This window comes from Acetobacter sp. AAB5, from assembly GCF_050106715.1.
In the GTDB taxonomy this organism is placed as follows: Bacteria; Pseudomonadota; Alphaproteobacteria; order Acetobacterales; family Acetobacteraceae; genus Acetobacter; species Acetobacter oryzifermentans.
Map to the genome: position 1 here is coordinate 93,583 of NZ_JBNIEW010000006.1, position 20,016 is coordinate 113,598.

Genomic DNA, 20,016 nt, shown 5'->3' on the forward strand with positions numbered 1-20,016 from the left:
TGGTTTGAGTGGCATACGGGTATTTATCTGGCAGTGGGGGCGCAAAGGGGCGGGCCCGCGCATTGCTGCGGAACTTGCCAAAGCCCTGAACACGTTACCCAATACGTCTGCTGTTCTTTCTCTTTCCTGTGGGGCGGAAGTGCTGCAGGCTGAGCCTGATCTGCATAACGATGTACCAGTGCGTACATATAAAAGCCTTTCCAGCTTTTTCATGCGTTTGTTGCAAGCTCCGCATATGCTGCACGCATTGGGCCGCATGTTACGCACTGTTCGGCCTGATGTTGCCATATGTGCTATGCCGGGGCCGCTTGATCTGATTATGGTTGCAGCTTTGCGTAAAGCTGGCGTGCCCGTTGTAGTGCTGGTGCATGATGCGGCAGCACATCCCGGAGATGGTTTTGTTGGGCAGATGTTTTTGCAGCGTCTGCTTATTTGGTTTGCTGATGTTCCGGTTACATTAAGTCGGCATGTGGCTGCCCAGCTTGAACGGCAATGGTGTATGCGTGGGCGGCGTGCGCTGGTGGCTTTTCATCCACCGTTTGCATTTGTTGCGCCGCAGGGGCAGCAAAGTGCGCCTTTTGCGCATAAAGGGCCTGTTCGGCTGCTCTTTTTTGGTAGATTGCTGTCTTACAAAGGTTTGGATCTGCTGGCGCAAGCTCTTACAGCCATGAATGCACAAGCCCATTATATCTGCCGTGTTGCAGGTAAAGGGCCACATAGTGTGGAGCTGGAGCAGTTGGCATCTTTACCCAATGTGCAGATTGAAAATAGATGGGTGCCGGAAACAAAAGTCAGCCAGCTTCTGGCATGGGCAGACGCGCTGGTGCTGCCGTATAGAGAGGCAACACAAAGTGGTGTAGGTGCCGCAGCCCTTGCCGCCGGACGTTGGGTGATTTCAACAGATGTTAGTGGTCTGGTAGAACAGTTTGCAGAACAACCTAATGTGGTGTTCTGCAAGCCAGAAGCCCAAAGCATTGCGGCAACGCTTACGGAATTTATAAAAGATAAGCCTGCCGCCACCCCAAACGCACAAGGTAAGCAAAAGGCAGAGCAGGCATGGCAGATTATGGCCGAACAGATTTTGAACGGCGTGAAGCAGGTTGAGGAGGCTTAGCCACAGGCAAAGCTTGTTCGGCGCTGATAATCCGTAATTTCACCTGTGCGCCAACCTCAATCTGCCGCAGGCTTTTACGATCATCCATTGTGCATAACGTAAGAGCAGACCCTTTTTCTCCGCCACGCCCTGTGCGGCCAATACGGTGCAGATAGGTTTCTGGCTGATCTGGCACATCGTAATTGATAACCTGTTTTACAGAAGGCACATCCAGCCCACGTGCAGCAACATCTGTGGCAACAAGAATAAAGAGCCGCCCGGATTCAAAGCTGGCAACTGTGCTGGTGCGTTTATCCTGCGCAATATCCCCATGTAAAGGAGCCGCAGCAAGGCGTGCTTTTTTAAGAATAGCGGCGAGCTGATCTGCTTCTGCCTTTGTGCGTACAAAAATAATGCTGCGCATTTTAGGCGCACGGCTAAAAAATTCTTTGATAAAGCCCGGCTTCTGAGAGGGATCTAAAAACAATGCGGCCTGACGAATGGGCCCGCGCTTTTGGGGGGCTTGTTCAATGCTGATTTCAACCGGCTTGTGCAGCAGGCTCAAAAGCGTGCTTTTAAGACTTTCGGGTTGGGTAGCGGAAAGCACCAACGTCTGCCGCATGGATGGCAGATAGGAGAGCAGCGTTTCTGTATCTTCCTGAAATTCGGGAGAGAACAGGCGGTCGCCTTCATCCAGAACCAGATACCCGCATTCTGAAAGATCGCAAATCCGGTTGGAAACAAAATCCAGCAGGCGGCCGGGTGTTGCAATCAGAATGCGTCGGCCAGTTGCTTGCGCAAGAAAATGCTCCTGCTCAGCCCGATCAGATCCGCCAAACAACGGCACAAGGGTAACCGCGGTTTGCTTCTGGCCTTTTTTGCTTTCTCCCAAACAGGTGCGAAAAACCTTTTCTACCTGCAAAACCAGTTCACGCGTGGGCACAAGCACCAGCACAAAGCGTGGCTTGCGAGATTTCAGCAGCTTCTGGCTAAGCGGCAAAGCATAGGCAGCCGTTTTGCCTGTGCCCGTGGGGGCGCGCACCAATACATCTCTGCCATCCAGAATGGCAGGAATAGCAGCCTGTTGCACTGGAGTAGGGGCAGCCATGCCCGCCTGCTGCGCATGTGCGCATAATGCTGGATCTAGGCCCAGATCATGGAAACTGCCGGACATTGTGTTGCCTTTCTCCTTATCTGGAATGCGCAAACACGCCTTGCACGCTTTCCGTTCCAGCGGCAAGGAGAGAAAGACACGGGAGCGCTTTTCAGCACTCTCCCTTGCGCAACAGAGGAATAACGCATCATGGCGCGTGCAGATTACGCCGGAACCCCAGAGGGTTCAAATATGTCGTCTTGCGGAACGCAGGCGGGCGTTGCTGCCTTTGTGGTGGGGGAAGATTTTGCTGGCATGCGGTCACAGGCTTTGGGGCTTGTGGCACGTGCAGGGTGGAATGGCACTTTCCATCCGATATGCCCCAGTAAGCTGGCCCGTGTTATGCTGCGTGGGCCGCGCTGGATTGGTAAGCCTTTTTTGCGCGGCAGCGATGGGGCGGAACTGGAAGAAAATCCTGCGTTTGCGCAATCCTCTGTTGTGGTGAGTGTTGGCGGTAAGGGTGGAGAAGTTGGCGCTGGTTTGCGCGGCTCACACCGGCCTGTGGTGCAAATTCAAAACCCGCGCAAAAATCTGTCACGGTTTGATCTGGTTATTGCCTGTCGGCATGATGATATTGCAGGCCCCAATGTTTTGCTGGGGCGCACAGCGCTGCACGGCCTTACGCCAGAAGCGTTGGAACAGGCGCGTGCAAAATGGCAGCCACAGTTTGCAGAACTGCCACGCCCTCTTATTGCAGCCTTGGTTGGGGGCTCAAATGGTCGCTTCCATTTTGGAGAGGCAGAAGCCCATCGTCTTGGCCAGGTTCTGGTAGAAACCCTTAAGGCGGAGGGGGGCAGTTTGGTTGTTACGCCTTCTCGGCGCACAAGCCCGGCAGCCATGAAGGTGCTGAAAACCATTGTAGAAGGCGCGGGTGGCCATGTTTGGAATGGGGAGGGGGAAAATCCCTATGAAGGCCTGATTGCCTGCGCAGATAACCTGATTGTCACGATTGATAGTGTATCAATGATATCAGAGGCTGTTGCCGGGTGTGCGCCAGTAACAATCTACCCTTTGCCGGGGCGTTCTCGTCGGATTACCGATTTTATAGAAGAACTGGAACTTGCCGGGCGGGTGCATGTGCTCGAAGAAACAGAAACGCGCCTTCCTGCCCCGTGGTTGGCGCTACCGCTGGATGATACACCTTATATTATCAGGGAACTGCACAAACGGCTTGGTTTTTAACCAAGCCGTTATTGTGTGCTGTGTTCTAGATCCAGATAGATCCAAGTAGAATAAGTGTGCCCACAATAAGCGCGGCCACATGGCGCATAACGTGCTCTGGCGTGTCTGGCGGCAAGTTCAGGTAAAAGACAAAGCAGTAAACCATCAGCCCACACCCAACAATCACGCAGATTGCACGGACGATGGGGTAAGTTGAAATATCACGCGGATCAAACTGCATAATCTTTTCCTTATGCCGTCATGCCAAATGTACTGATTAGTCCCTGATAAATGCAGAAGCAGGATACCCTTGCGCAAACAGAACCGTGCGCAGGGATGTATGGTTGATCTGGGCTGTAATTTCCTTGCGCACAACAGGTTTGGCGTAAAATGCCACACCAAGCCCGGCCTTGCGCAACATGGGCAGATCATTCGCACCATCGCCAATAGCCAGCGTGGCTTCTGCGGGCAGGTGATGGGTGGCTGTTAGCTTTTCCAGTAGGCTCAGTTTTGTATCTGGCCCCAGAACAGGTTGGCCGGTTGCGCCTGTCAGGCAATCTTCTGCATCAAAAAGCAACGTGTTGGCGTGGTTTTCATCAAACCCGCACAGGGCGGCAACCTTAGAGGTAAAAAAGGTAAAGCCGCCAGAAACCAGTGCCGTGTAAGCGCCGTGTGCGTGCATGGTTTGCACCAGTTCACGCGCGCCGGAGTTGAGTTTGACGTCCTTCCAAGCTTTTTCCAGCAATGAGGCGGGGAGCCCCTTCAGCAGGGCCACACGTTCACGCAGGGAGGCTGCAAAATCCAGCTCACCATTCATGGAGCGTGCGGTAATGGCGGCTATTTTTTCACCAATACCGGCATGGGCTGCCACGTCATCCAATGTTTCATTGGCCACAATGGTGCTGTCCATATCGGAAACCAGCAGCTTTTTGCGGCGCGTGGCTGTATGGGTCAGCACCGTATCTACGGGCAGGGTATTCAGCGCTTCCCGCACGGCTGGCAGCTTGCTGGCTGCACTTTCCGCGCAAGGAATATCAACTGCTTCCCCTGCTGAAAGCACAGTGGCTTCTGCAGTGGTGGCCAGAATGTCGCGCACCAGTGCAATGGTGGCGGTATCAAGGGGTGTTGCCTCACGCTGGGCAACAAGGGTCAGAACAAGGCTCGTCATGGCAAAGGGGTGTGTGGCAGGAATGCAGGCATGAGGCAAGCAGAACACCATATGGGCAGACTTGCGGAGCCTTCCGCCAATCTGCCCGCAGCACTTATTGTGGCCGGGCCAACATGCTCTGGCAAATCCGCTCTGGCGCTGGCATTGGCCCGCAGATTGAACGGCGAGATTATTAATGCCGATTCTATGCAGGTTTATAAGGACCTCCATATTTTAACGGCTCGCCCCAGTGCAGAAGATGAGCAGCTTGTGCCACACCGGCTTTACGGTGTGCTGCCAGCGGAAGAAAAAGGCAGTGTGGCATGGTGGCGAGAGCAAGCTCTGGCCTGCATGCAGCAGGCATGGGCGCAAAACCGTTTGCCCATTTTATGTGGCGGCACAGGGATGTACTTGCATGCCCTGACACATGGCTTGGCCATTATCCCAGATACAGGGGAGGAAGCGCGGCAGGAGGCTCGCCAAAGTGTGGCGCAGTATGGGGCTCCAGCCTTGCATGCCCGCCTGATGGAAGTGGACCCTGAAACAGCCTGCCGCTTGCGGCCTGTGGATTCCCAGCGTGTTTCGCGCGCATGGGAGGTGTGGCGTGGCACTGGGCACGGGCTGACATGGTGGCACAAACAGCCGGGCTTGCCGCCTGCTGCCTGCCGGTTTGTAGCTGTTCGCCTTAATCCGGAGCGTGCGGAACTGCGGGCGCGCATTGCTGCAAGGTTTGAGAACATGTTGCGCAATGGTGCCGTGGCAGAGGTGCAGGCATTACTGGCCCGAAAGTTGGATACCAGCCTGCCAGCCATGCGTGCGCACGGTGTGCCAGAACTTTCTGCCATGCTGCGTGGAGAAATAACCGAGCAAGAAGCTACGCAACGGGCTGTGCAGGCTACAGGGCGTTACACAAAGCGGCAGGCAACGTGGTTTGCGCACCACAGTTTGGCAAAAAAGGGCTTGGAATGCACAGTTGATGCATCTTTTTCTGATTTTGCGCAATTTTCGGAAAGAAAATACGAAGAAATTGTATCTTTCGTTCTCCGTGGGATTGACGCTACCTGATTCGAGGCCTAAAGATGCCGCCTGTCCCATTTCCGGGAAGAGAGGATGACATGACACTCAAAACTGCTTCGGCACCATCAGACGCACGGAACACACCAGCCCTTTCTGGTGCAGAAGTCCTTATGCGCGCGCTGGCTGAGCAGGGTGTGGAAGTTATTTTCGGGTACCCGGGCGGGGCGGTCCTGCCTATTTATGATGCCCTGTTTAAGCAAAACCAGATTCGCCACGTGCTGGTAAGGCACGAGCAGGCGGCTGTTCATGCGGCGGAAGCCTATGCACGCTCTACCGGCAAGGTGGGTGTTGTACTGGTTACCAGTGGTCCGGGGGCTACAAATGCCGTTACCGGCTTGCTGGATGCCATGATGGATTCTATCCCGCTGGTGTGTCTGTCTGGCCAGGTGCCCACAAGCCTGATCGGGAATGATGCTTTTCAGGAAGCAGACACCACCGGTATTACGCGGCCTGTTACCAAATACAATTATCTGGTGCGCAAGCCCGAAGATCTGGCGCCAACGGTGCATGAGGCTTTTGCCATTGCACGTTCTGGCCGCCCCGGCCCGGTGCTGATCGATCTGCCCAAAAACATTACTGTGGGCGATGCGCCATACATGGATGCAAAGGAAATTGCACCACGTACGGAAAGAACGCAGGCCAAGCCGGATAAAGATGCTGTGGCCCGCGCCGTAAAGGCCATGAAAAATGCCAAGCGTCCTCTGTTTTATACGGGTGGCGGCATTATCAATTCTGGCCCGCAAGCTAGTGAAGCCCTGCGCAAACTGGTGAAGATGACGGGCTTTCCCATCACCTCTACGCTAATGGGCCTTGGGGCTTATCCGGGTACCGATTCCCAGTTTCTGGGTATGTTGGGAATGCACGGCACTTACGAAGCCAATCTGGCTACGCATGATTGCGATGTGTTGATTGCGCTGGGCAGCCGGTTTGATGACCGCGTGACCGGGCGTGTGGATGCGTTTTCTCCCACATCCTTCAAAATCCATGCGGATATTGATCCGGCACAGATCAACAAGATCATCCACGTAGATGAAGCCATTATTGGTGACGTGGGTGAAACCATTGCCATGATGATTGAGGAATGGGAAAAAGAACCCGCCTTCACGCATCAGAAAGAACTGGCTGAATGGTGGAACCGGATTGATGCATGGCGTGCGCTGGATTGCTTGCGCTTTACGCAGGATCAGGCTCCGGATGCGGTTATCAAGCCCCAACAGGCGATCCGCCGTATTTACGAACTGGCGCGTGAAACCGGGCGCGATACCTATGTTTCAACCGAAGTTGGGCAGCATCAGATGTGGGCTGCGCAGTTCTTCCAGTTCGATCATCCCAACCGTTGGCTAACATCTGGTGGCCTTGGCACTATGGGTTATGGCTTGCCCGCAGCCGTTGGCGCGCAGATTGCACACCCGGATGCATTGGTAATGGATATTGCCGGTGAGGCTTCTACCCTGATGAATATTCAGGAGCTGGGCACCATTGCGCAGTATCGTCTGCCGGTAAAAATCTTCATCATCAACAACCATTACATGGGCATGGTGCGCCAGTGGCAGGAGTTGCTGCATGGCTCTCGCTATTCTGAAAGCTACAGCGATGCGCTGCCAGATTTTGTAAAGCTGGCAGAAAGCTTTCATGGCACGGGCCTGCGTGTCACGCAGCTTAGTCAGTTGGATGATACCATCCGGCAGGCACTTGCGCATGATGGGCCGGTGATTGTGGATATCTGCGTGGCGGAAGGCGAAAACTGCTTCCCCATGATTCCCTCTGGCGCTGCCCATAATGAAATGATTTTGGGGCCAGAGCAGGAAGAAAGCGGAGCCAAGATCACCAAGGAAGGGCAGATGCTGGTCTGAGACTGGTTGGGGTTCCCCAAGAGTTTCTTTCTTCTTCCAGTCTGATTTCAGGATACACTGACAATGCAGCAGGAAATTTCAGGTTCTGCCGTTATCTCTCTTCTGGTGGACAACGAAAGCGGTGCGCTGGCCCGTATTGTGGAGCTGTTTTCTGGCCGCGGATACAACATCCAGAGCCTGACAGTTGCCCCGGTTGATGAAAACCAGACCACATCCCGCGTGAATGTGGTGACAACTGGCACACCCTCCGCCATTCGCCAGATACGTGCCCAAATTGCGCGTGTGGTGCCCGTATCCCGCGTTGTGGACCTTACGGCAGAAGGCCCATATGTAGCGCGGGAAATGGCGCTGGTGAAAGTGGTTTCCTCTGGCGAGCCACGTACGGAAGCCCTGCGGATTGCGCAGGCATTTCGTGCACGGGCAGTGGACACCACGGCAAGTTCTTTTGTGTTTGAACTGACTGGCTCCACAGAAAAGCTGGACAGTTTTATCGAGCTGATGCGTCCGCTTGGGCTGGCTGAGGTTTCACGCACAGGCGTGGCCTCCATTTGCCGCGGACCGCAGACAATTCAGAGCATCTGAAGTATGAGAAAAGCCGGAAAAGCTATTCCGGCTTGCTAAAAGGAGCAAAAACCATGGCAATGCGCGTGTATTACGACCGTGACGCCGATGTGAATCTGATTAAATCCAAAAAGGTTGCCATTATTGGTTATGGTAGCCAGGGCCATGCCCACGCAAACAACCTGAAGGACAGCGGCGTAAAAGACGTCGTGATCGGCCTGCGCGAAAGCTCCTCAGCAGTTGAAAAAGCCAAGGCTGCTGGCTTCACCGTGATGACCCCAGACAAAGCTGCTGCATGGGCAGATGTTGTTATGGTGCTGACGCCGGATGAAGGCCAGGGTGCTCTGTACAAAGAATCTCTGGAAAAGAACCTGAAGCAGGGTGCTGCTCTGGCATTTGCTCATGGTCTGTCCATCCACTTCCGTCTGATTGAAGCACGCCCCGATCTGGACGTGTTCCTGATTGCACCTAAAGGCCCTGGCCACACCGTGCGTTCCGAATATCAGCGTGGCGGCGGCGTGCCCTGCCTGGTTGCTATTGCGCAGGATAAGTCTGGCAAGGCTCTGGACATTGCTCTGTCCTATGCTTCCGCTATCGGTGGTGGCCGTGCAGGCACGATCGAAACGTCCTTCAAGGAAGAAGTTGAAACCGATCTGTTTGGTGAACAGGCAGTTCTGTGCGGCGGTCTGGTTGAACTGATCCGCGCTGGCTTTGAAACGCTGGTTGAAGGTGGTTACGCACCGGAAATGGCATACTTTGAATGCCTGCACGAAATGAAGCTGATCGTGGACCTGATCTACGAAGGCGGCATTGCCAACATGAACTACTCCATCTCCAACACTGCTGAGTATGGTGAATACGTGTCTGGCCCGCGTGTGATTACGCCAGAAACCAAAAAAGCCATGAAGGGTATTCTGACAGACATCCAGAACGGTACGTTCGTGCGTAACTTCGTGCTGGAAAACCAGTCTGGCAACGTGTTCTTCAAAGCCACACGTGCTCGTAACGATGCGCACCAGATTGAAGCCGTTGGTGAAAAACTGCGTGGCATGATGCCGTGGATTGCAAAATCCCGTCTGGTTGACAAAACCAAGAACTAATTCGGTTCTCGCGTTAGCCTTAGCAAAAAGCCCTGCCACCTTATGTGTGGCAGGGCTTTTTCTGTTTTGGGGCTATCTTGCTGTTAAAACCATGAGCGGATACCAAAGGTAAAACGTAAATCCTCTGGCCCATTTTCCGCCATGCGGGTGTTGTTTCTGGCTACGCTGGCGGTGTTGCCATAATGCCCGGCATAGGTAACGGCAATATATGGCGCAATCTGGCGTTTGAACTCGTAGCGCAGGCGTAAACCTGCATCTATGTCAGAAAAACCCCGGCTGACACCACGCTCCGGGTCTGTATGAGAATAAAAGTTCAGCTCGGCTTGTGGCTGTAAGATCAGGCGGTTGGTTATCAGGAAGTCATAAGAACCTTCCAGTTTGCCTGCCACTCCTGTGTTGTTGAAATACGCCGTGGCAGATACATCAAAAAAGTAAAGTGCCAGCCCTTGCACACCTACGGCCCCCCATGCGCGGGTAGGGCCGCTATCTACATCTAACCGGATACCTGCCTGCACATCAAAATAAGTGGAGATGGCGCGGTCATAGAAAAACTCATGATCACCGTCTGAAAAACGATGGTGGCCATCTAGTAAGCCTTCGGACTTCACCCAGAACTTGTTGTAATCTGTGCCAAACCACGCTTGGCCAGAATACCGGAACAGGCTGTTGCCCGGAGTATATCTACCCTCGAACTGTTCCAGCAGCGCATGGAAATACGTGTTGTGGTCCATAACCGGGTGGATATGCTGCACGTAATGCACTTTGGGCACAGGTGGCGGTGTGGCTGGCCATTGTGCGCTGGGCGTTACGGGCGGATAGGCGGAGGTGCCCGATTTGTCGCTTTTGTGGGGTGCTACGCTTTGCGTAGAATGATGCGCGGGTGTTGAGCTTTGCGGATGCTCAGGCTTTTGGGCTGGCATGTCCATGTCGCCCATATCCATATCATCCATGCCTTCCATACCTGCATGGTGCATGGAAGCTGCTTTAGCCTGCGGAATAACCGTAAATGCCATAAGCAGAGCGGGCATGCCCAACAGGAGCCAACGACACAAAATCTGGCGGTAAAAACATGTTTTCATGACACCACCACCGTGCGGAACATGCCTAGATCCATGTGGTAAAGCAGATGGCAGTGAAAAGCCCATAAACCCGGTGTATCGGCAGACACCAAGTAACTAAGCCGCCCGCCCGGTTGCACAATAATGGTGTGTTTTACGGGGTTGTACAGGCCGTTCCCGTTTTCCAGTTCACTCCATAGGCCATGCAAATGGATGGGGTGTTCCATCATGGTGTCATTGATCAGGGTAAAGCGTACCCGTTCGCCCAAACGCAGCGGAATGGGCTCAGCTTCCGAGAATTTTTTACCATCAAATCCCCAGATATAACGCTCCATATTGCCGGTAAGATGCAGCGTGATCTCGCGCGATGGTGGGCGTTGATCTGTGGCTGGGTGGGGGGCGCGTAGGTCTGCGTATGCCAGAACCCGTCGGCCGTTGTTTTGTAAGCCATCACCGGGGTCTGCCAGCCGGTTGATGGGCATGGCGGCACGGTTTTGGTTTTCTACATTCAAAGGTGGCTCATGTGTTTTTGCTACCGGATGCATGGGCATGTCGTGCATATCCATGTCACCCATATCGTGGCCCCCATGCATGGCCATACCCATATCTACCATGGTGCGTACGGGGCGTTCATCCATGGGGGGAATGGGCGCACTCATGCCGGAACGGGGGGCAAGGGTACCGCGGGCGTATCCTGTTCTGTCCTCACTTTGGGCAAAAATGGTGTAGGCTTGGTTGCCTTGTGGCTGCACAATGCAATCATACGTTTCCGCCACACCAATGCGGAATTCATCTACCCGCACGGGTTCAACATTATTTCCATCTGCCTGAATGACATCCATCTGTAAGCCGGGAATGCGGATATCGTAAAAGGTCATGGCGGAGGCGTTGATAAACCGTAGCCTGATGCGTTCACCGGGTTTGAAAATACCGGTCCAATTGGCAGCAGGCGTGCAGCCATTCATCAAATAGGTGTAAATAATGCCGCTGACGTCTGAAATATCCGTAGCGGACATATTCATGCCTGCCCATTGCATACGGTCTTTTAGTGTGGGCCAGACGCCAGATTTCTTGGCGTCATGAAAGAACGAGGCAGCCGTGCGCTGGCGGAAGTTATAGTAGTCGTCCTGAAACTTCAGCTTGTTGATGATGGTGTGGGGCGCCACATCAGACCAGTCTGAAAGCAGGATAACGTAATCCCGGTCATAACTGTTGGGGTCTGGTTCCTTGGGGTCAATCACAATGGCCCCGTACAGTCCCATGGCTTCCTGCATGTTGGAGTGGCTGTGGTACCAGTATGTGCCGCTTTGTTTGACAGGAAAGCGATAGGTAAAGTGCGCGCTGGGTTCAATGCCTGCAAAGCTTAGCCCGGGCACCCCATCCATATGGGCTGGGCAGCGGATGCCATGCCAGTGGATGGAGGTTGTTTCATCCAACGTATTATGAATGTTCAGGCGTAAATCATCGCCTTCACGCCATCGCAGGATAGGGCCGGGCACACCGCCATTCATGGTGGGTACGCGCTGCGGCTTATCCAGAATATTTACGTTTGCCCAACCGATGGTCAGATCGAAAGTGTTGCTGGCGTGCGGGGGTACAATCCCGGATGTGTGGGAAGAAGCAAAAGCCTGTTGAGGTGGCCGAAAAGCATACATGGCCGCCAATGCGCTGCCGCCAGTTATAAACTGCCGACGAGACACATTTCTCCCTTTCAAGGCAGGAGGAATATGCATGGGTATTGTCCATTCTGCATCATGCTGCACGCATGTAAGAACGCGCAGACCGACTGATTAAAACGTACGAAAAATCAGGCGTTATGCAGTTTGGGTGGTCTTAGCAGAGGTGCGGCAGCATAATCTGGCAGAAACAGAACATTCCTGCGTAACCGATGCGCAGGTATTTGCCATGCGGCTTCATGCACAGGCGTATAAGGTGGAAGCGCAGAAAGCCCAGATGCAAAGCAGTCTGTCTGGCAACAATGCTGTTGATGATGGTGTGCATGGTTTTGCAAGGCACAATGCGCCGCATGGGCTGCCGGTGGTGCTACTGCCGAATGTTCCATCGGCATGTTCATGGAATCATGAGAATGGCATTCGGCGGACTGCATACTTGCAGGCTCCCCACCCATTGCATGAGTAGATGCAAACACCTTGCCCGGCAGAAGTGCATGCAAACCTACCAGCACTGCTACAAAAAGCAGGCCGCTCAGAATTTTTCTGAAAGGTAGGATGCGATCCATCATCTCGCCACCATATCTGCAATGTGTATATGAGAGCAAGAAAATGTCCTGCAACGCAGGAAGTCGTATCAAAGTTGGTTTTTGGTGCGATACGCAGGTGTGCAGCTACAGGCGGAGTAGGGTGAATGAGCCAGACAATCAGTTTCCCGGTAGAAGGGATGTCCTGCGCTGCATGCGCTGCCCGGCTGGAAAAAGTGCTGAACAGGTTGGAGGGCGTGCAAGCCTCTGTCAATTTTGCAACGGCCAAAGCACAGGTTGATCTGGGGGGCGGTGCAAGCAGCGTAACAGATGTGTTAGGTGCCGTAGCCAAAGCCGGGTTTGGGGCACAGACATCCAGCGTAGATCTGGCTCTTACCGGGCTTTCTTGTGCAGGCTGTGCCGGGCGGGTGGAAAAAGTGCTGAACGCCCTGCCATCCGTACATGCAAATGTTAATCTGGCTACCGAGCGTGCGCATGTGACCTTTGTTCCCGGTATTGTAACCGTGCAAACGCTGATAGCAGCGGTGGAAAAAGCCGGATATGGCGCAAGCGTTTTCCAGCAGAAAACAGCAGAAGAAGCCAAGCATCAGCGGCAGAAGGAATGGCGCACAGCGCTTACGGGTTTTGTGCTGGCAGCGGTTTTAAGCCTGCCGTTTTTGCTGGAAATGGTGGGCATGATGGTAGGCGCACACCATGCGGTTATGTTGCCGCTATGGGTGCAGCTTGGTCTGGCCACTATAGTTCAGTTTTGGTGTGGCCGTTCCTTTTATGCAGGCGCATGGCATGCGTTGCGCAGTGGTGCGGCCACTATGGATGTGCTGGTGGTTTTGGGCACCAGCATTGCCTATGGCTTCAGCGCGGTTGTGGTGCTGTTTGGGCTTGACCAGCCTGTTTATTTTGAGGCCAGCGCGCTGGTTATTACACTGGTTTTGCTGGGGCGTCTGCTGGAAGCACGGGCCAAGGCGCGCGCAGGGGCTGGGATGGAAAGTCTGCTACGGCTCCAACCCAAAACGGCGCATGTTGAACGTGCTGCGCAGATAACGGATGAACCCGTAGAACAACTGCAAATTGGCAATGTGTTTTTGGTGCGTCCGGGTGAGAGTATTCCCGTAGATGGCGTGGTGCTTTCTGGCGCATCGGATGTGAACGAAGCCATGCTGACGGGTGAGAGCGTGCCTGTTACCAAGCAGGTCGGAGCCAACGTGTTTGCAGGCACATTAAACCAGACTGGCGCGCTGCGGGCCAAAGTAACCGGAATTGGCAGCCAGACCGTTCTGGCAGGCATTGTGCATATGGTGGAGCAGGCACAGGGCAGTAAAGCCAGTGTGCAGCGGCTGGCAGATAAGGTGGCATCTGTTTTTGTGCCGGTTGTGCTGGCGTTGGCTGTGCTGACATTTGCAACAGGCTGGTTGTTGACAGGTGTGTGGGACCAAAGCCTTGTTAACGCTATTTCCGTGTTGGTGATTGCCTGCCCATGTTCTCTGGGGTTGGCAACACCTACCGCCATTATGGTGGGTACAGGGCTGGGCGCGCGTGCGGGTATCTTGTTCCGTAATGCAGATGCACTGGAGCAGACACGTAAGCTCACAACGCTTGTGGTGGACAAAACAGGTACTTTAACCCAAGGGCAGCCCGCAGTTGTGGATGTACAGGTTATAGCGCCTGCTTCTGCACAAAATGCGCTGGCTCTGGCATATGCGCTGGAAAGCCAATCCGAACATCCATTGGCGCGTGCGGTTGTTAATTATGCACGTGCGCAGGATGTAACAGCGGCAGAGATATCTGGCTTTCAGGCGGTGCCGGGGCAAGGTGTTACCGCAGAGTTTCAGGGGCAATCTACTGCGTTGGGTTCTCCTACGTATCTCAGCACTCTTGGCTGTACGGTAGATCATGAATTCACCCAAAGCTGGCAGCAGCAGGGGCGTACGGTTGTGGGGGTGGCGCAGGGGCAAACGGTTCTGGCGTGGTTTGCGCTGGCAGATCAGATCCGACCAGAAGCGCATGAAGCTGTAGCAGCCTTGCAGCAGCAGGGGCTGGATGTGGTTATGCTAACGGGGGATAACGCCCGTGTTGCGCAGGCTGTGGCCCAGCAGGTGGGTATAAAAACAGTTATTGCCGGTGTGCTACCAGATGGCAAAGCAGCTGAAATTCGTAAGTTGAAAGAGCAGGGTAAGTGCGTTGGCATGGTGGGCGATGGTATAAATGATGCCCCAGCCCTTGCCTCAGCCGATGTTGGGTTTGCCATAGGGGCTGGAGCAGATATTGCGCTGGAAACGGCTGATGTTGTGCTGATGCGCAGCAACCTGATGGCCTTGGTGGATGCGCTTTCCTTCTCTCGCGCCACGGTTTCCAAAATATGGCAGAACCTGTTTTTTGCCTTTATCTACAACATTCTTGGTTTGCCACTCGCCGCACTTGGTAAGTTGGACCCAGTGCTGGCAGGGGCTGCTATGGCCATGAGTTCTGTTTCAGTTGTCAGCAATTCTTTGTTGCTAAACCGGTGGAAGCCCAAATCCTGATAACATCAGGTGGGTAAAGAAGGATTGGTTTCACCAAGTAGAATACTGCCTTCTTCTGGCAACCATTCTCCTGTGTTTTCATCACGTCCTTGCAGGTAAAACTGGCGGGGCGTGGTGTCTGATGCAGATTGTGCAGCCTTTTGTAGAAATTTCTGCATAGGGGCAGATTGTTTGCGGTTAATCAGGCAACACAGCTTGGTATCAGGAAAAGCGTCCAGCATATGGGCGGAGCAGTCTTCCCCCGCAAAAATCATTAACGGGGGCATCTGCCGTTTTGCGACAAAATATTTGTGAATAATGGCTGTTTTGCCAGCATCTGCGGGGAAGGGGTAATGAGTAGCCTCGGTAGAAAGCAGGATTTTTTTGCGCTCAGCCAAACGTGCACCAAAAACATGCTCACGCGGCAGGTTGTATCCATATTCTGCCGATGTCGCGAACAATGCAGTAATATCCTCCATGCCGGAGGTGCAGATAACCGGGTCTATGCCGTGTTCTTGCAATATCTGGAACAGGTTGGCCATTTCTGGCGTAAGCCGTAGGGCCTGCACAACCTTGGCAGATACAGGGCCAGCTTTGCCGGGGCGTTCTGTCGGGCATTCCCACGTTTGTGTGGTAATGGAGGCCCCAAGGCACCATTCATTTGCCGCGCGGCTTAGGGCAATAACATCTGCTGCCGTTTGCCCAGCCACTAGCCGTATCATCCAGCGTTGTGCGGCTTCTGGCCCGTGCAGTGTGGCAACGGCCTGCTGGCAAAAGGCCATTCTGGCCCGAAAAGCTTGCAGAGTAATATCTTTTGCCAGCACATCACGTGGGAGCGGATGCGGCATATGCCCGTAACGGGCCGCCAGCGCACGATAATCCTCTATCAGATCATCCACCAACACCGGGAAGGAAACGGGTTGCCCAGCCATATTAAAAAAGGGTGCGGGCAAGGGGTGCGCAAACGCATGCACGTGGATAAGGTGCCGGAATTCATCTGCACGCATCAGAAAGCTGAAGTGTTCCAGCATGTAGAGGAACAGCGTTTCCTGCACATCGCCCACAATGGTTGTGTTGTTCCAGTCCACCACCACATAAGGCCGACGTTGCGGGTTATAGATGGAAGAATATTGCCCGTTGGCGTTGATAACGTTCTGAATGGCCTTATGCACATGCGGCGCCCATTTAAGGGTTTCCAGCATGGGCGGTTCGCGTTCCATCAGTTCGGGAATGGATGTTGCACGTGCAACAATGGGTGGTCCAGCCAGAGCAGAAATGCCCATACCAGCACAGCAAAGACCAAAACGACGGCGAGAAAAACTGTTACGCATAAAAACCTCTGGCTGGTTTGCGTAGGGTATGAATCAGCGTGTTGGGCAAGATGTGTGTAATTGTAAACCAGAATACAGCAAAATGCCTTTTGCCTGACAGGCCGTAAGAGCACTGGCGGGATCAGCCTCTAACCCTTTGGTGGCATCTGTTAGAAGCACGCTTGTATATCCGGCTTTTTGTGCATCTATTGCTGTGGCCTGTACGCAGTATTCCAATGCCAAGCCACACACAAAAACACGCATGATGGCATGTTGTTTTAAAACTGTATCCAGCAATAGGCCTGATTCTGTTTTGGCCCCAAAAGCAGAGTAGCTATCCTGATCGGCCTGCGCACCTTTGAACACATGCAGGGTATGTTCAGGTAGGTGTAAATCTTTGGGAAAATCTGCCCCATATGTATGGGCTACACAATGCGGTGGCCACGGACCCTTTTGATGGTGGGTGTTGAAAGAAACATGATCAGATGGGTGCCAGTCCTGCGAGGTCACGATCAACCCAAAAGGTAAACGTGCCAATTTGTTGATAACAGGCACAATGGCGTGGCCTTCAGGCACAGGCAGGGCACCGCCTGGCAGAAAATCGTTCTGCACATCCACTACAATCAGCGCGTCCCTTTTGCCCGGTATAAAGGTAGGTGGGAAAGGCGCTGATTGCGGGAGCATGCGTGTTATTCTTTATGCAGAAGGGAGCAGCCGCGCCAAGGCGCGATTGCGGCCAATTAATGGTAGAAGATCACGCAGTTCCGGCCCTTGTTCTTCACCTGTCAGGGCCAGACGAAGGGGGTGAAACAGGGCTTTGCCAGAACGGCCTGTTTTTTCACGCACAGCGGTTGTCCATGCCTTCCATGTGGTTTCATCCCACGGTTCGGCAGGTAGCAGGCTTGCGGCTTCTTTCAGGAAGTCATCTTCTCCTTCCTGCACGGGGGGAATGATGTCTCCATCCGTTACATTATGCCAAAGGCGTGCTTCTGAAAGCAGTTCGATATTTCCGCGAATAGCCAGCCAGAATGCCTCTGTGGACCCTTTAGGCAATCTGTCTGCCACATCTGCATAAGGCGTCTGGGCCAGTAGTTTGTGGTTCATGGCCAGCAACTGGCGGGTATCAAACCGAGCGGCAGAGCGGGAGATATGGGAGATATCGTAGATCTTGGCCTGCTCATCAAACGGCAGCAACACCGGGTCATCCGAAGACCCCAGGCGAGCAAGGTAGGAGATAAGGGCTGTTGCTTCTATGCCATCCTGCCGGAATGTGCGCAGAGAGCACGCATCAAACCGCTTGGAAAGTTTGCCGCCGTTTTCATCAAGCAGCAGTGGCAGATGGGCAAAACGGAAGTGATCAGGATGTGCCCCAAGGGCTTGGGCAATATCAATCTGCACGCCGGTGTTGGTTACGTGGTCTTCCCCACGAATAATGTGGGTAATGCCTGTTTCCAGATCATCCACAACAGAGGCCAGTGTGTACAGCACTGTGCCATCTGTGCGCACCAGAACGGGGTCTGAAACAGAAGGAAGCTTTACCTGGCAATCACCCATCACCATATCGCGCCAGCGTACGGTGGTGTTGGAAAGCTTGAAGCGCCAGTAGGGTACTTTACCGTTTGCTTCAGCCTGTGCGCGCTGCTGGGGGGTCATTTTCAGCATGGCACGATCATAAACCGGAGCACGGCGCTGGCGGATCTGTGTTTCGCGCTTGGCGGCCAGTTCCTGCTCACTTTCAAAGCAGGGGTAAAGGTGGCCAGAGGCCTTCAGTTTTTCAATGGCCGCAGCGTAGCGGTCCAGCCGTTCTGTCTGCCGGAAGGTTTCATCCCACTGAATGCCCATCCAGTGCAGATCTTTCTGGATAGCTTCCACCAGCTCCTCGCGGGAGCGGCCGATATCCGTATCATCAATACGAAGTTGGAATTGGCCACCGTGGCGGCGGGCGTAAAGGGCATTGGCAAGTGCCTGACGGGCATTGCCAACATGCAGGAGGCCGGTAGGGCTAGGAGCAAAACGGAGTTTCATGACAGAAGCTTATGGCGCGAATGAACAGGAAAGGCCAGCCACAGCGTTATGCTGTGTTAGTGCTGGTGGCCACCATTATCTGCATCGTCCGGCGCTGCGTAAAGGTCTGTCAGGTCTTCATTATCTTCAACCAGCCGGCGCGGGTCCAGCATACGCCAGTCTCGTTCCATGGGTGTTGCGCGGTGGGCTGTAAAATCATCCAGCTCATTGGCGGAATGCCAGCCATCTTCACCTGCATCCAGTACCACAGCATCTTCACCAAAGCTGAACCACGTTGTGAGCACATCCTTGGCGCTGGCGCCGGGGGTGCGGCAGCGTTCTATACTGTCGCGCACATAGGCGCGGGCAAATGCATTGGCGTGTGCCAGATCATGAAAAACACCAACATCTTCCACAATGTTATCTTCCGCACCGCCAGAAAGATCCAGAATGCGAACTTTCCATGTTTTGTCTTCGGTATCGGTTTTGTCGGTCATGTCTGTTCGCCTTTGGTGGTTTTGCGGAAGGAGGGAAGCAGGAATTCCCGCCCGATTTTTACCCGTTCAACGCCGTTGTAGGAGACAATATCGGCTGTGGCGTAGGTTTCGTTCCATAGTTCAGGAATAAAGGAGCCAGTGCCCACAACATCAACGGGGGCGTGTGCGTCTGCCATACAGGCGCATTTGGTAACACCGAAGCCAGAAGACGCAATAATTTTAACATGCGGGAAGCCTGCGTGATCCAGTTCCTCGCGCATTTTCCAGATAGCTGCGGCAGAAACGCCTGTGCCAATCAGGTAGCGCAGTTCTTTATCAGAACGGTAACGGCGTAGTGCTTCAGGCGCATGGCGGTTGACGACTGCATAAGATTCCTGCGGATTCAGCCCCTGCATAAAGCGGCCGCCATGTGTATCCAGCCTTACAGCCAGCTTGCCTTCTGCCGCCAGTTTGGGAAAGCGGTTGCAAACGGCCAGCGCGTCCGTAATTTCCTGCCCAAAGTAATCAACCAGAACAACCAGATCGGTATGGGGAAATTCCGCGTGGAACATTTCAGCCGCACGCACGGTGGAACCTGCATATCCAATTAAAGCATGTGGCATGGTGCCTGCGCCATGCGTGCCGCCAAAAAAGGGTGCAACGGCATCATTGGCTGTGCCTACAAATCCGATAGCCCCGTTTTCCTGCGCTTCACGCCCCCCGACAGAAGCCGCATAGGCCATAAGCTCCTGCATTTCATACCCAGCACAATGGCGGGCATCCATGGCTAAAAAGCGGGTATGCGGCAGGGAAAGTGCCATCTGATAAGCGCGATGTGCCGCAACACAGGGGCTACCAAGTTTTTGTAACAGCAGCGTTTCCAAATCAGCCAGGTGGGTAAAGGAGCCTGTTACGTAAACCAACGGCTCACCCGCGCCCACCCATTCACCTTCTGGGTGCACCACATCGACAGAGTAGGGGGCTTGGCGCTGGGCCATAACGTTTTTCAGCCATTCCAGCATCAGCCCCGGAGCAGAAATAACCGGGCGACGGATAAAGAAGGCGTATGTAACCTCGCAATCTCCAAAACGGCCGACAATCTGGCGGGTACGATTAAAATAGGAATCTGTACGCGCGCGAATTTCCGCATCGGGAAGCGGTGCTGCTGTGCGGGCGGAACAGACGCCTGCCGAAGGTTTGGAGAAGGAATGCGTCATCCTGATCTGCTCTTTCTGCCATTGGGGCTGCAGGGATGATGGGAACAACGGGGGGCAAGGTAAACCCCACCCCCCGGTTCTGTGATCAGC

Annotated in this window: 18 protein-coding genes; 7 read left to right on the forward strand and 11 right to left on the reverse strand. The window is 54.0% G+C overall.

The genetic code is table 11. The features are described from left to right. The first annotated feature begins 4 nt into the window (after positions 1-4). Positions 5-1,114 carry a glycosyltransferase gene (locus ACP7IZ_RS07825; RefSeq protein WP_426848607.1) on the forward strand — a complete coding sequence of 370 codons (1,110 nt, stop codon included), beginning with the start codon at positions 5-7 and terminating at the stop codon, positions 1,112-1,114. Here ACP7IZ_RS07825 and ACP7IZ_RS07830 read toward each other — a convergent pair. Continuing rightward, a complete protein-coding gene (locus ACP7IZ_RS07830) occupies positions 1,065-2,267 on the reverse strand; it encodes a DEAD/DEAH box helicase (protein ID WP_426848608.1) in 1,203 nt (400 codons plus the stop codon). The two genes, ACP7IZ_RS07825 and ACP7IZ_RS07830, sit on opposite strands and share 50 nt — an antisense overlap. Before the next feature lie 129 nt (positions 2,268-2,396). Here ACP7IZ_RS07830 and ACP7IZ_RS07835 point away from each other — a divergent pair, with 129 nt between their 5' ends. Continuing rightward, complete coding sequence (locus ACP7IZ_RS07835) at positions 2,397-3,428, forward strand: mitochondrial fission ELM1 family protein (RefSeq protein ID WP_089179355.1); 1,032 nt, start codon at positions 2,397-2,399, stop codon at positions 3,426-3,428. 25 nt (positions 3,429-3,453) lie between these two features. On the opposite strand, the gene ACP7IZ_RS07840 is transcribed toward ACP7IZ_RS07835, so the two are convergent. Both ACP7IZ_RS07840 and serB read right to left on the reverse strand, forming a co-directional pair. Beyond that, a complete protein-coding gene (locus ACP7IZ_RS07840; RefSeq protein WP_006117453.1) occupies positions 3,454-3,648 on the reverse strand; it encodes a hypothetical protein in 195 nt (64 codons plus the stop codon). A gap of 36 nt (positions 3,649-3,684) precedes the next feature. After that, the gene (gene serB, locus ACP7IZ_RS07845) at positions 3,685-4,575 is read right to left on the reverse strand and encodes a phosphoserine phosphatase SerB (protein ID WP_426848609.1); all 891 of its coding nucleotides are present in this window, start codon (positions 4,573-4,575) and stop codon (positions 3,685-3,687) included. Between the two features lie 30 nt (positions 4,576-4,605). Here serB and miaA point away from each other — a divergent pair, with 30 nt between their 5' ends. The 4 genes from miaA (at position 4,606) to ilvC (ending at position 9,145) form a co-directional block, all read left to right on the forward strand. Beyond that, positions 4,606-5,619, forward strand: a complete 1,014-nt coding sequence (gene miaA, locus ACP7IZ_RS07850) for a tRNA (adenosine(37)-N6)-dimethylallyltransferase MiaA (RefSeq protein WP_426848611.1) — start codon at positions 4,606-4,608, stop codon at positions 5,617-5,619. Between the two features lie 14 nt (positions 5,620-5,633). Further along, positions 5,634-7,484, forward strand: coding sequence for a biosynthetic-type acetolactate synthase large subunit (gene ilvB / locus ACP7IZ_RS07855; RefSeq protein WP_426848612.1), 1,851 nt, complete (start codon positions 5,634-5,636; stop codon positions 7,482-7,484). Between the two features lie 63 nt (positions 7,485-7,547). Then, complete coding sequence (gene ilvN / locus ACP7IZ_RS07860; protein WP_003628530.1) at positions 7,548-8,066, forward strand: acetolactate synthase small subunit; 519 nt, start codon at positions 7,548-7,550, stop codon at positions 8,064-8,066. Between the two features lie 59 nt (positions 8,067-8,125). Next, positions 8,126-9,145, forward strand: a complete 1,020-nt coding sequence (gene ilvC, locus ACP7IZ_RS07865) for a ketol-acid reductoisomerase (protein ID WP_035351970.1) — start codon at positions 8,126-8,128, stop codon at positions 9,143-9,145. Positions 9,146-9,228: 83 nt separating this feature from the next. On the opposite strand, the gene ACP7IZ_RS07870 is transcribed toward ilvC, so the two are convergent. From ACP7IZ_RS07870 to ACP7IZ_RS07880, 3 genes are read right to left on the reverse strand one after another with little or no spacing between them, the layout of a single operon-like run. Further along, positions 9,229-10,224: a copper resistance protein B gene (locus ACP7IZ_RS07870; RefSeq protein WP_426848613.1), complete on the reverse strand. Its 996-nt coding sequence runs from the start codon at positions 10,222-10,224 to the stop codon at positions 9,229-9,231. Then, positions 10,221-11,966, reverse strand: coding sequence for a copper resistance system multicopper oxidase (locus ACP7IZ_RS07875; RefSeq protein ID WP_426848614.1), 1,746 nt, complete (start codon positions 11,964-11,966; stop codon positions 10,221-10,223). The genes ACP7IZ_RS07870 and ACP7IZ_RS07875 overlap by 4 nt, the downstream gene beginning before the upstream one ends. Before the next feature lie 44 nt (positions 11,967-12,010). Continuing rightward, positions 12,011-12,445, reverse strand: coding sequence for a hypothetical protein (locus ACP7IZ_RS07880; RefSeq protein ID WP_426848616.1), 435 nt, complete (start codon positions 12,443-12,445; stop codon positions 12,011-12,013). A gap of 122 nt (positions 12,446-12,567) precedes the next feature. Between ACP7IZ_RS07880 and ACP7IZ_RS07885 the strand changes: the two genes are divergently transcribed. Continuing rightward, positions 12,568-14,940: a heavy metal translocating P-type ATPase gene (locus tag ACP7IZ_RS07885; RefSeq protein ID WP_426848618.1), complete on the forward strand. Its 2,373-nt coding sequence runs from the start codon at positions 12,568-12,570 to the stop codon at positions 14,938-14,940. 5 nt (positions 14,941-14,945) lie between these two features. On the opposite strand, the gene ACP7IZ_RS07890 is transcribed toward ACP7IZ_RS07885, so the two are convergent. From ACP7IZ_RS07890 to ACP7IZ_RS07910, 5 genes are read right to left on the reverse strand one after another with little or no spacing between them, the layout of a single operon-like run. Further along, positions 14,946-16,250 carry a lipoprotein pyruvate-formate lyase gene (locus tag ACP7IZ_RS07890; RefSeq protein ID WP_426848619.1) on the reverse strand — a complete coding sequence of 435 codons (1,305 nt, stop codon included), beginning with the start codon at positions 16,248-16,250 and terminating at the stop codon, positions 14,946-14,948. A gap of 33 nt (positions 16,251-16,283) precedes the next feature. Continuing rightward, on the reverse strand, positions 16,284-16,913 hold the full coding sequence (locus ACP7IZ_RS07895; protein WP_426848620.1) for an isochorismatase family protein: 630 nt from the start codon (positions 16,911-16,913) through the stop codon (positions 16,284-16,286). Between the two features lie 12 nt (positions 16,914-16,925). Further along, a complete protein-coding gene (gene gltX, locus ACP7IZ_RS07900; protein WP_426848621.1) occupies positions 16,926-18,254 on the reverse strand; it encodes a glutamate--tRNA ligase in 1,329 nt (442 codons plus the stop codon). A gap of 56 nt (positions 18,255-18,310) precedes the next feature. Continuing rightward, positions 18,311-18,730: a hypothetical protein gene (locus ACP7IZ_RS07905; RefSeq protein ID WP_063354428.1), complete on the reverse strand. Its 420-nt coding sequence runs from the start codon at positions 18,728-18,730 to the stop codon at positions 18,311-18,313. Beyond that, a complete protein-coding gene (locus tag ACP7IZ_RS07910) occupies positions 18,727-19,974 on the reverse strand; it encodes a nicotinate phosphoribosyltransferase (protein ID WP_082823191.1) in 1,248 nt (415 codons plus the stop codon). Before ACP7IZ_RS07910 ends, ACP7IZ_RS07905 begins: the two co-directional genes overlap by 4 nt. Positions 19,975-20,016 lie beyond the last annotated feature (42 nt).

What these genes read in the sequence shown, in the direction of transcription:
- ACP7IZ_RS07830 (WP_426848608.1), bottom strand. Translation starts at nt 2,267, where the DNA reads ATGTCCGGCAGTTTCCATGATCTGGGCCTAGATCCAGCATTATGCGCA.
- ACP7IZ_RS07835 (WP_089179355.1), top strand. Translation starts at nt 2,397, where the DNA reads ATGGCGCGTGCAGATTACGCCGGAACCCCAGAGGGTTCAAATATGTCG.
- ACP7IZ_RS07840 (WP_006117453.1), bottom strand. Translation starts at nt 3,648, where the DNA reads ATGCAGTTTGATCCGCGTGATATTTCAACTTACCCCATCGTCCGTGCA.
- serB (WP_426848609.1), bottom strand. Translation starts at nt 4,575, where the DNA reads ATGACGAGCCTTGTTCTGACCCTTGTTGCCCAGCGTGAGGCAACACCC.
- miaA (WP_426848611.1), top strand. Translation starts at nt 4,606, where the DNA reads ATGAGGCAAGCAGAACACCATATGGGCAGACTTGCGGAGCCTTCCGCC.
- ilvB (WP_426848612.1), top strand. Translation starts at nt 5,634, where the DNA reads ATGCCGCCTGTCCCATTTCCGGGAAGAGAGGATGACATGACACTCAAA.
- ilvN (WP_003628530.1), top strand. Translation starts at nt 7,548, where the DNA reads ATGCAGCAGGAAATTTCAGGTTCTGCCGTTATCTCTCTTCTGGTGGAC.
- ilvC (WP_035351970.1), top strand. Translation starts at nt 8,126, where the DNA reads ATGCGCGTGTATTACGACCGTGACGCCGATGTGAATCTGATTAAATCC.
- ACP7IZ_RS07870 (WP_426848613.1), bottom strand. Translation starts at nt 10,224, where the DNA reads ATGAAAACATGTTTTTACCGCCAGATTTTGTGTCGTTGGCTCCTGTTG.
- ACP7IZ_RS07880 (WP_426848616.1), bottom strand. Translation starts at nt 12,445, where the DNA reads ATGATGGATCGCATCCTACCTTTCAGAAAAATTCTGAGCGGCCTGCTT.
- ACP7IZ_RS07885 (WP_426848618.1), top strand. Translation starts at nt 12,568, where the DNA reads ATGAGCCAGACAATCAGTTTCCCGGTAGAAGGGATGTCCTGCGCTGCA.
- ACP7IZ_RS07890 (WP_426848619.1), bottom strand. Translation starts at nt 16,250, where the DNA reads ATGCGTAACAGTTTTTCTCGCCGTCGTTTTGGTCTTTGCTGTGCTGGT.
- ACP7IZ_RS07895 (WP_426848620.1), bottom strand. Translation starts at nt 16,913, where the DNA reads ATGCTCCCGCAATCAGCGCCTTTCCCACCTACCTTTATACCGGGCAAA.
- gltX (WP_426848621.1), bottom strand. Translation starts at nt 18,254, where the DNA reads ATGAAACTCCGTTTTGCTCCTAGCCCTACCGGCCTCCTGCATGTTGGC.
- ACP7IZ_RS07905 (WP_063354428.1), bottom strand. Translation starts at nt 18,730, where the DNA reads ATGACCGACAAAACCGATACCGAAGACAAAACATGGAAAGTTCGCATT.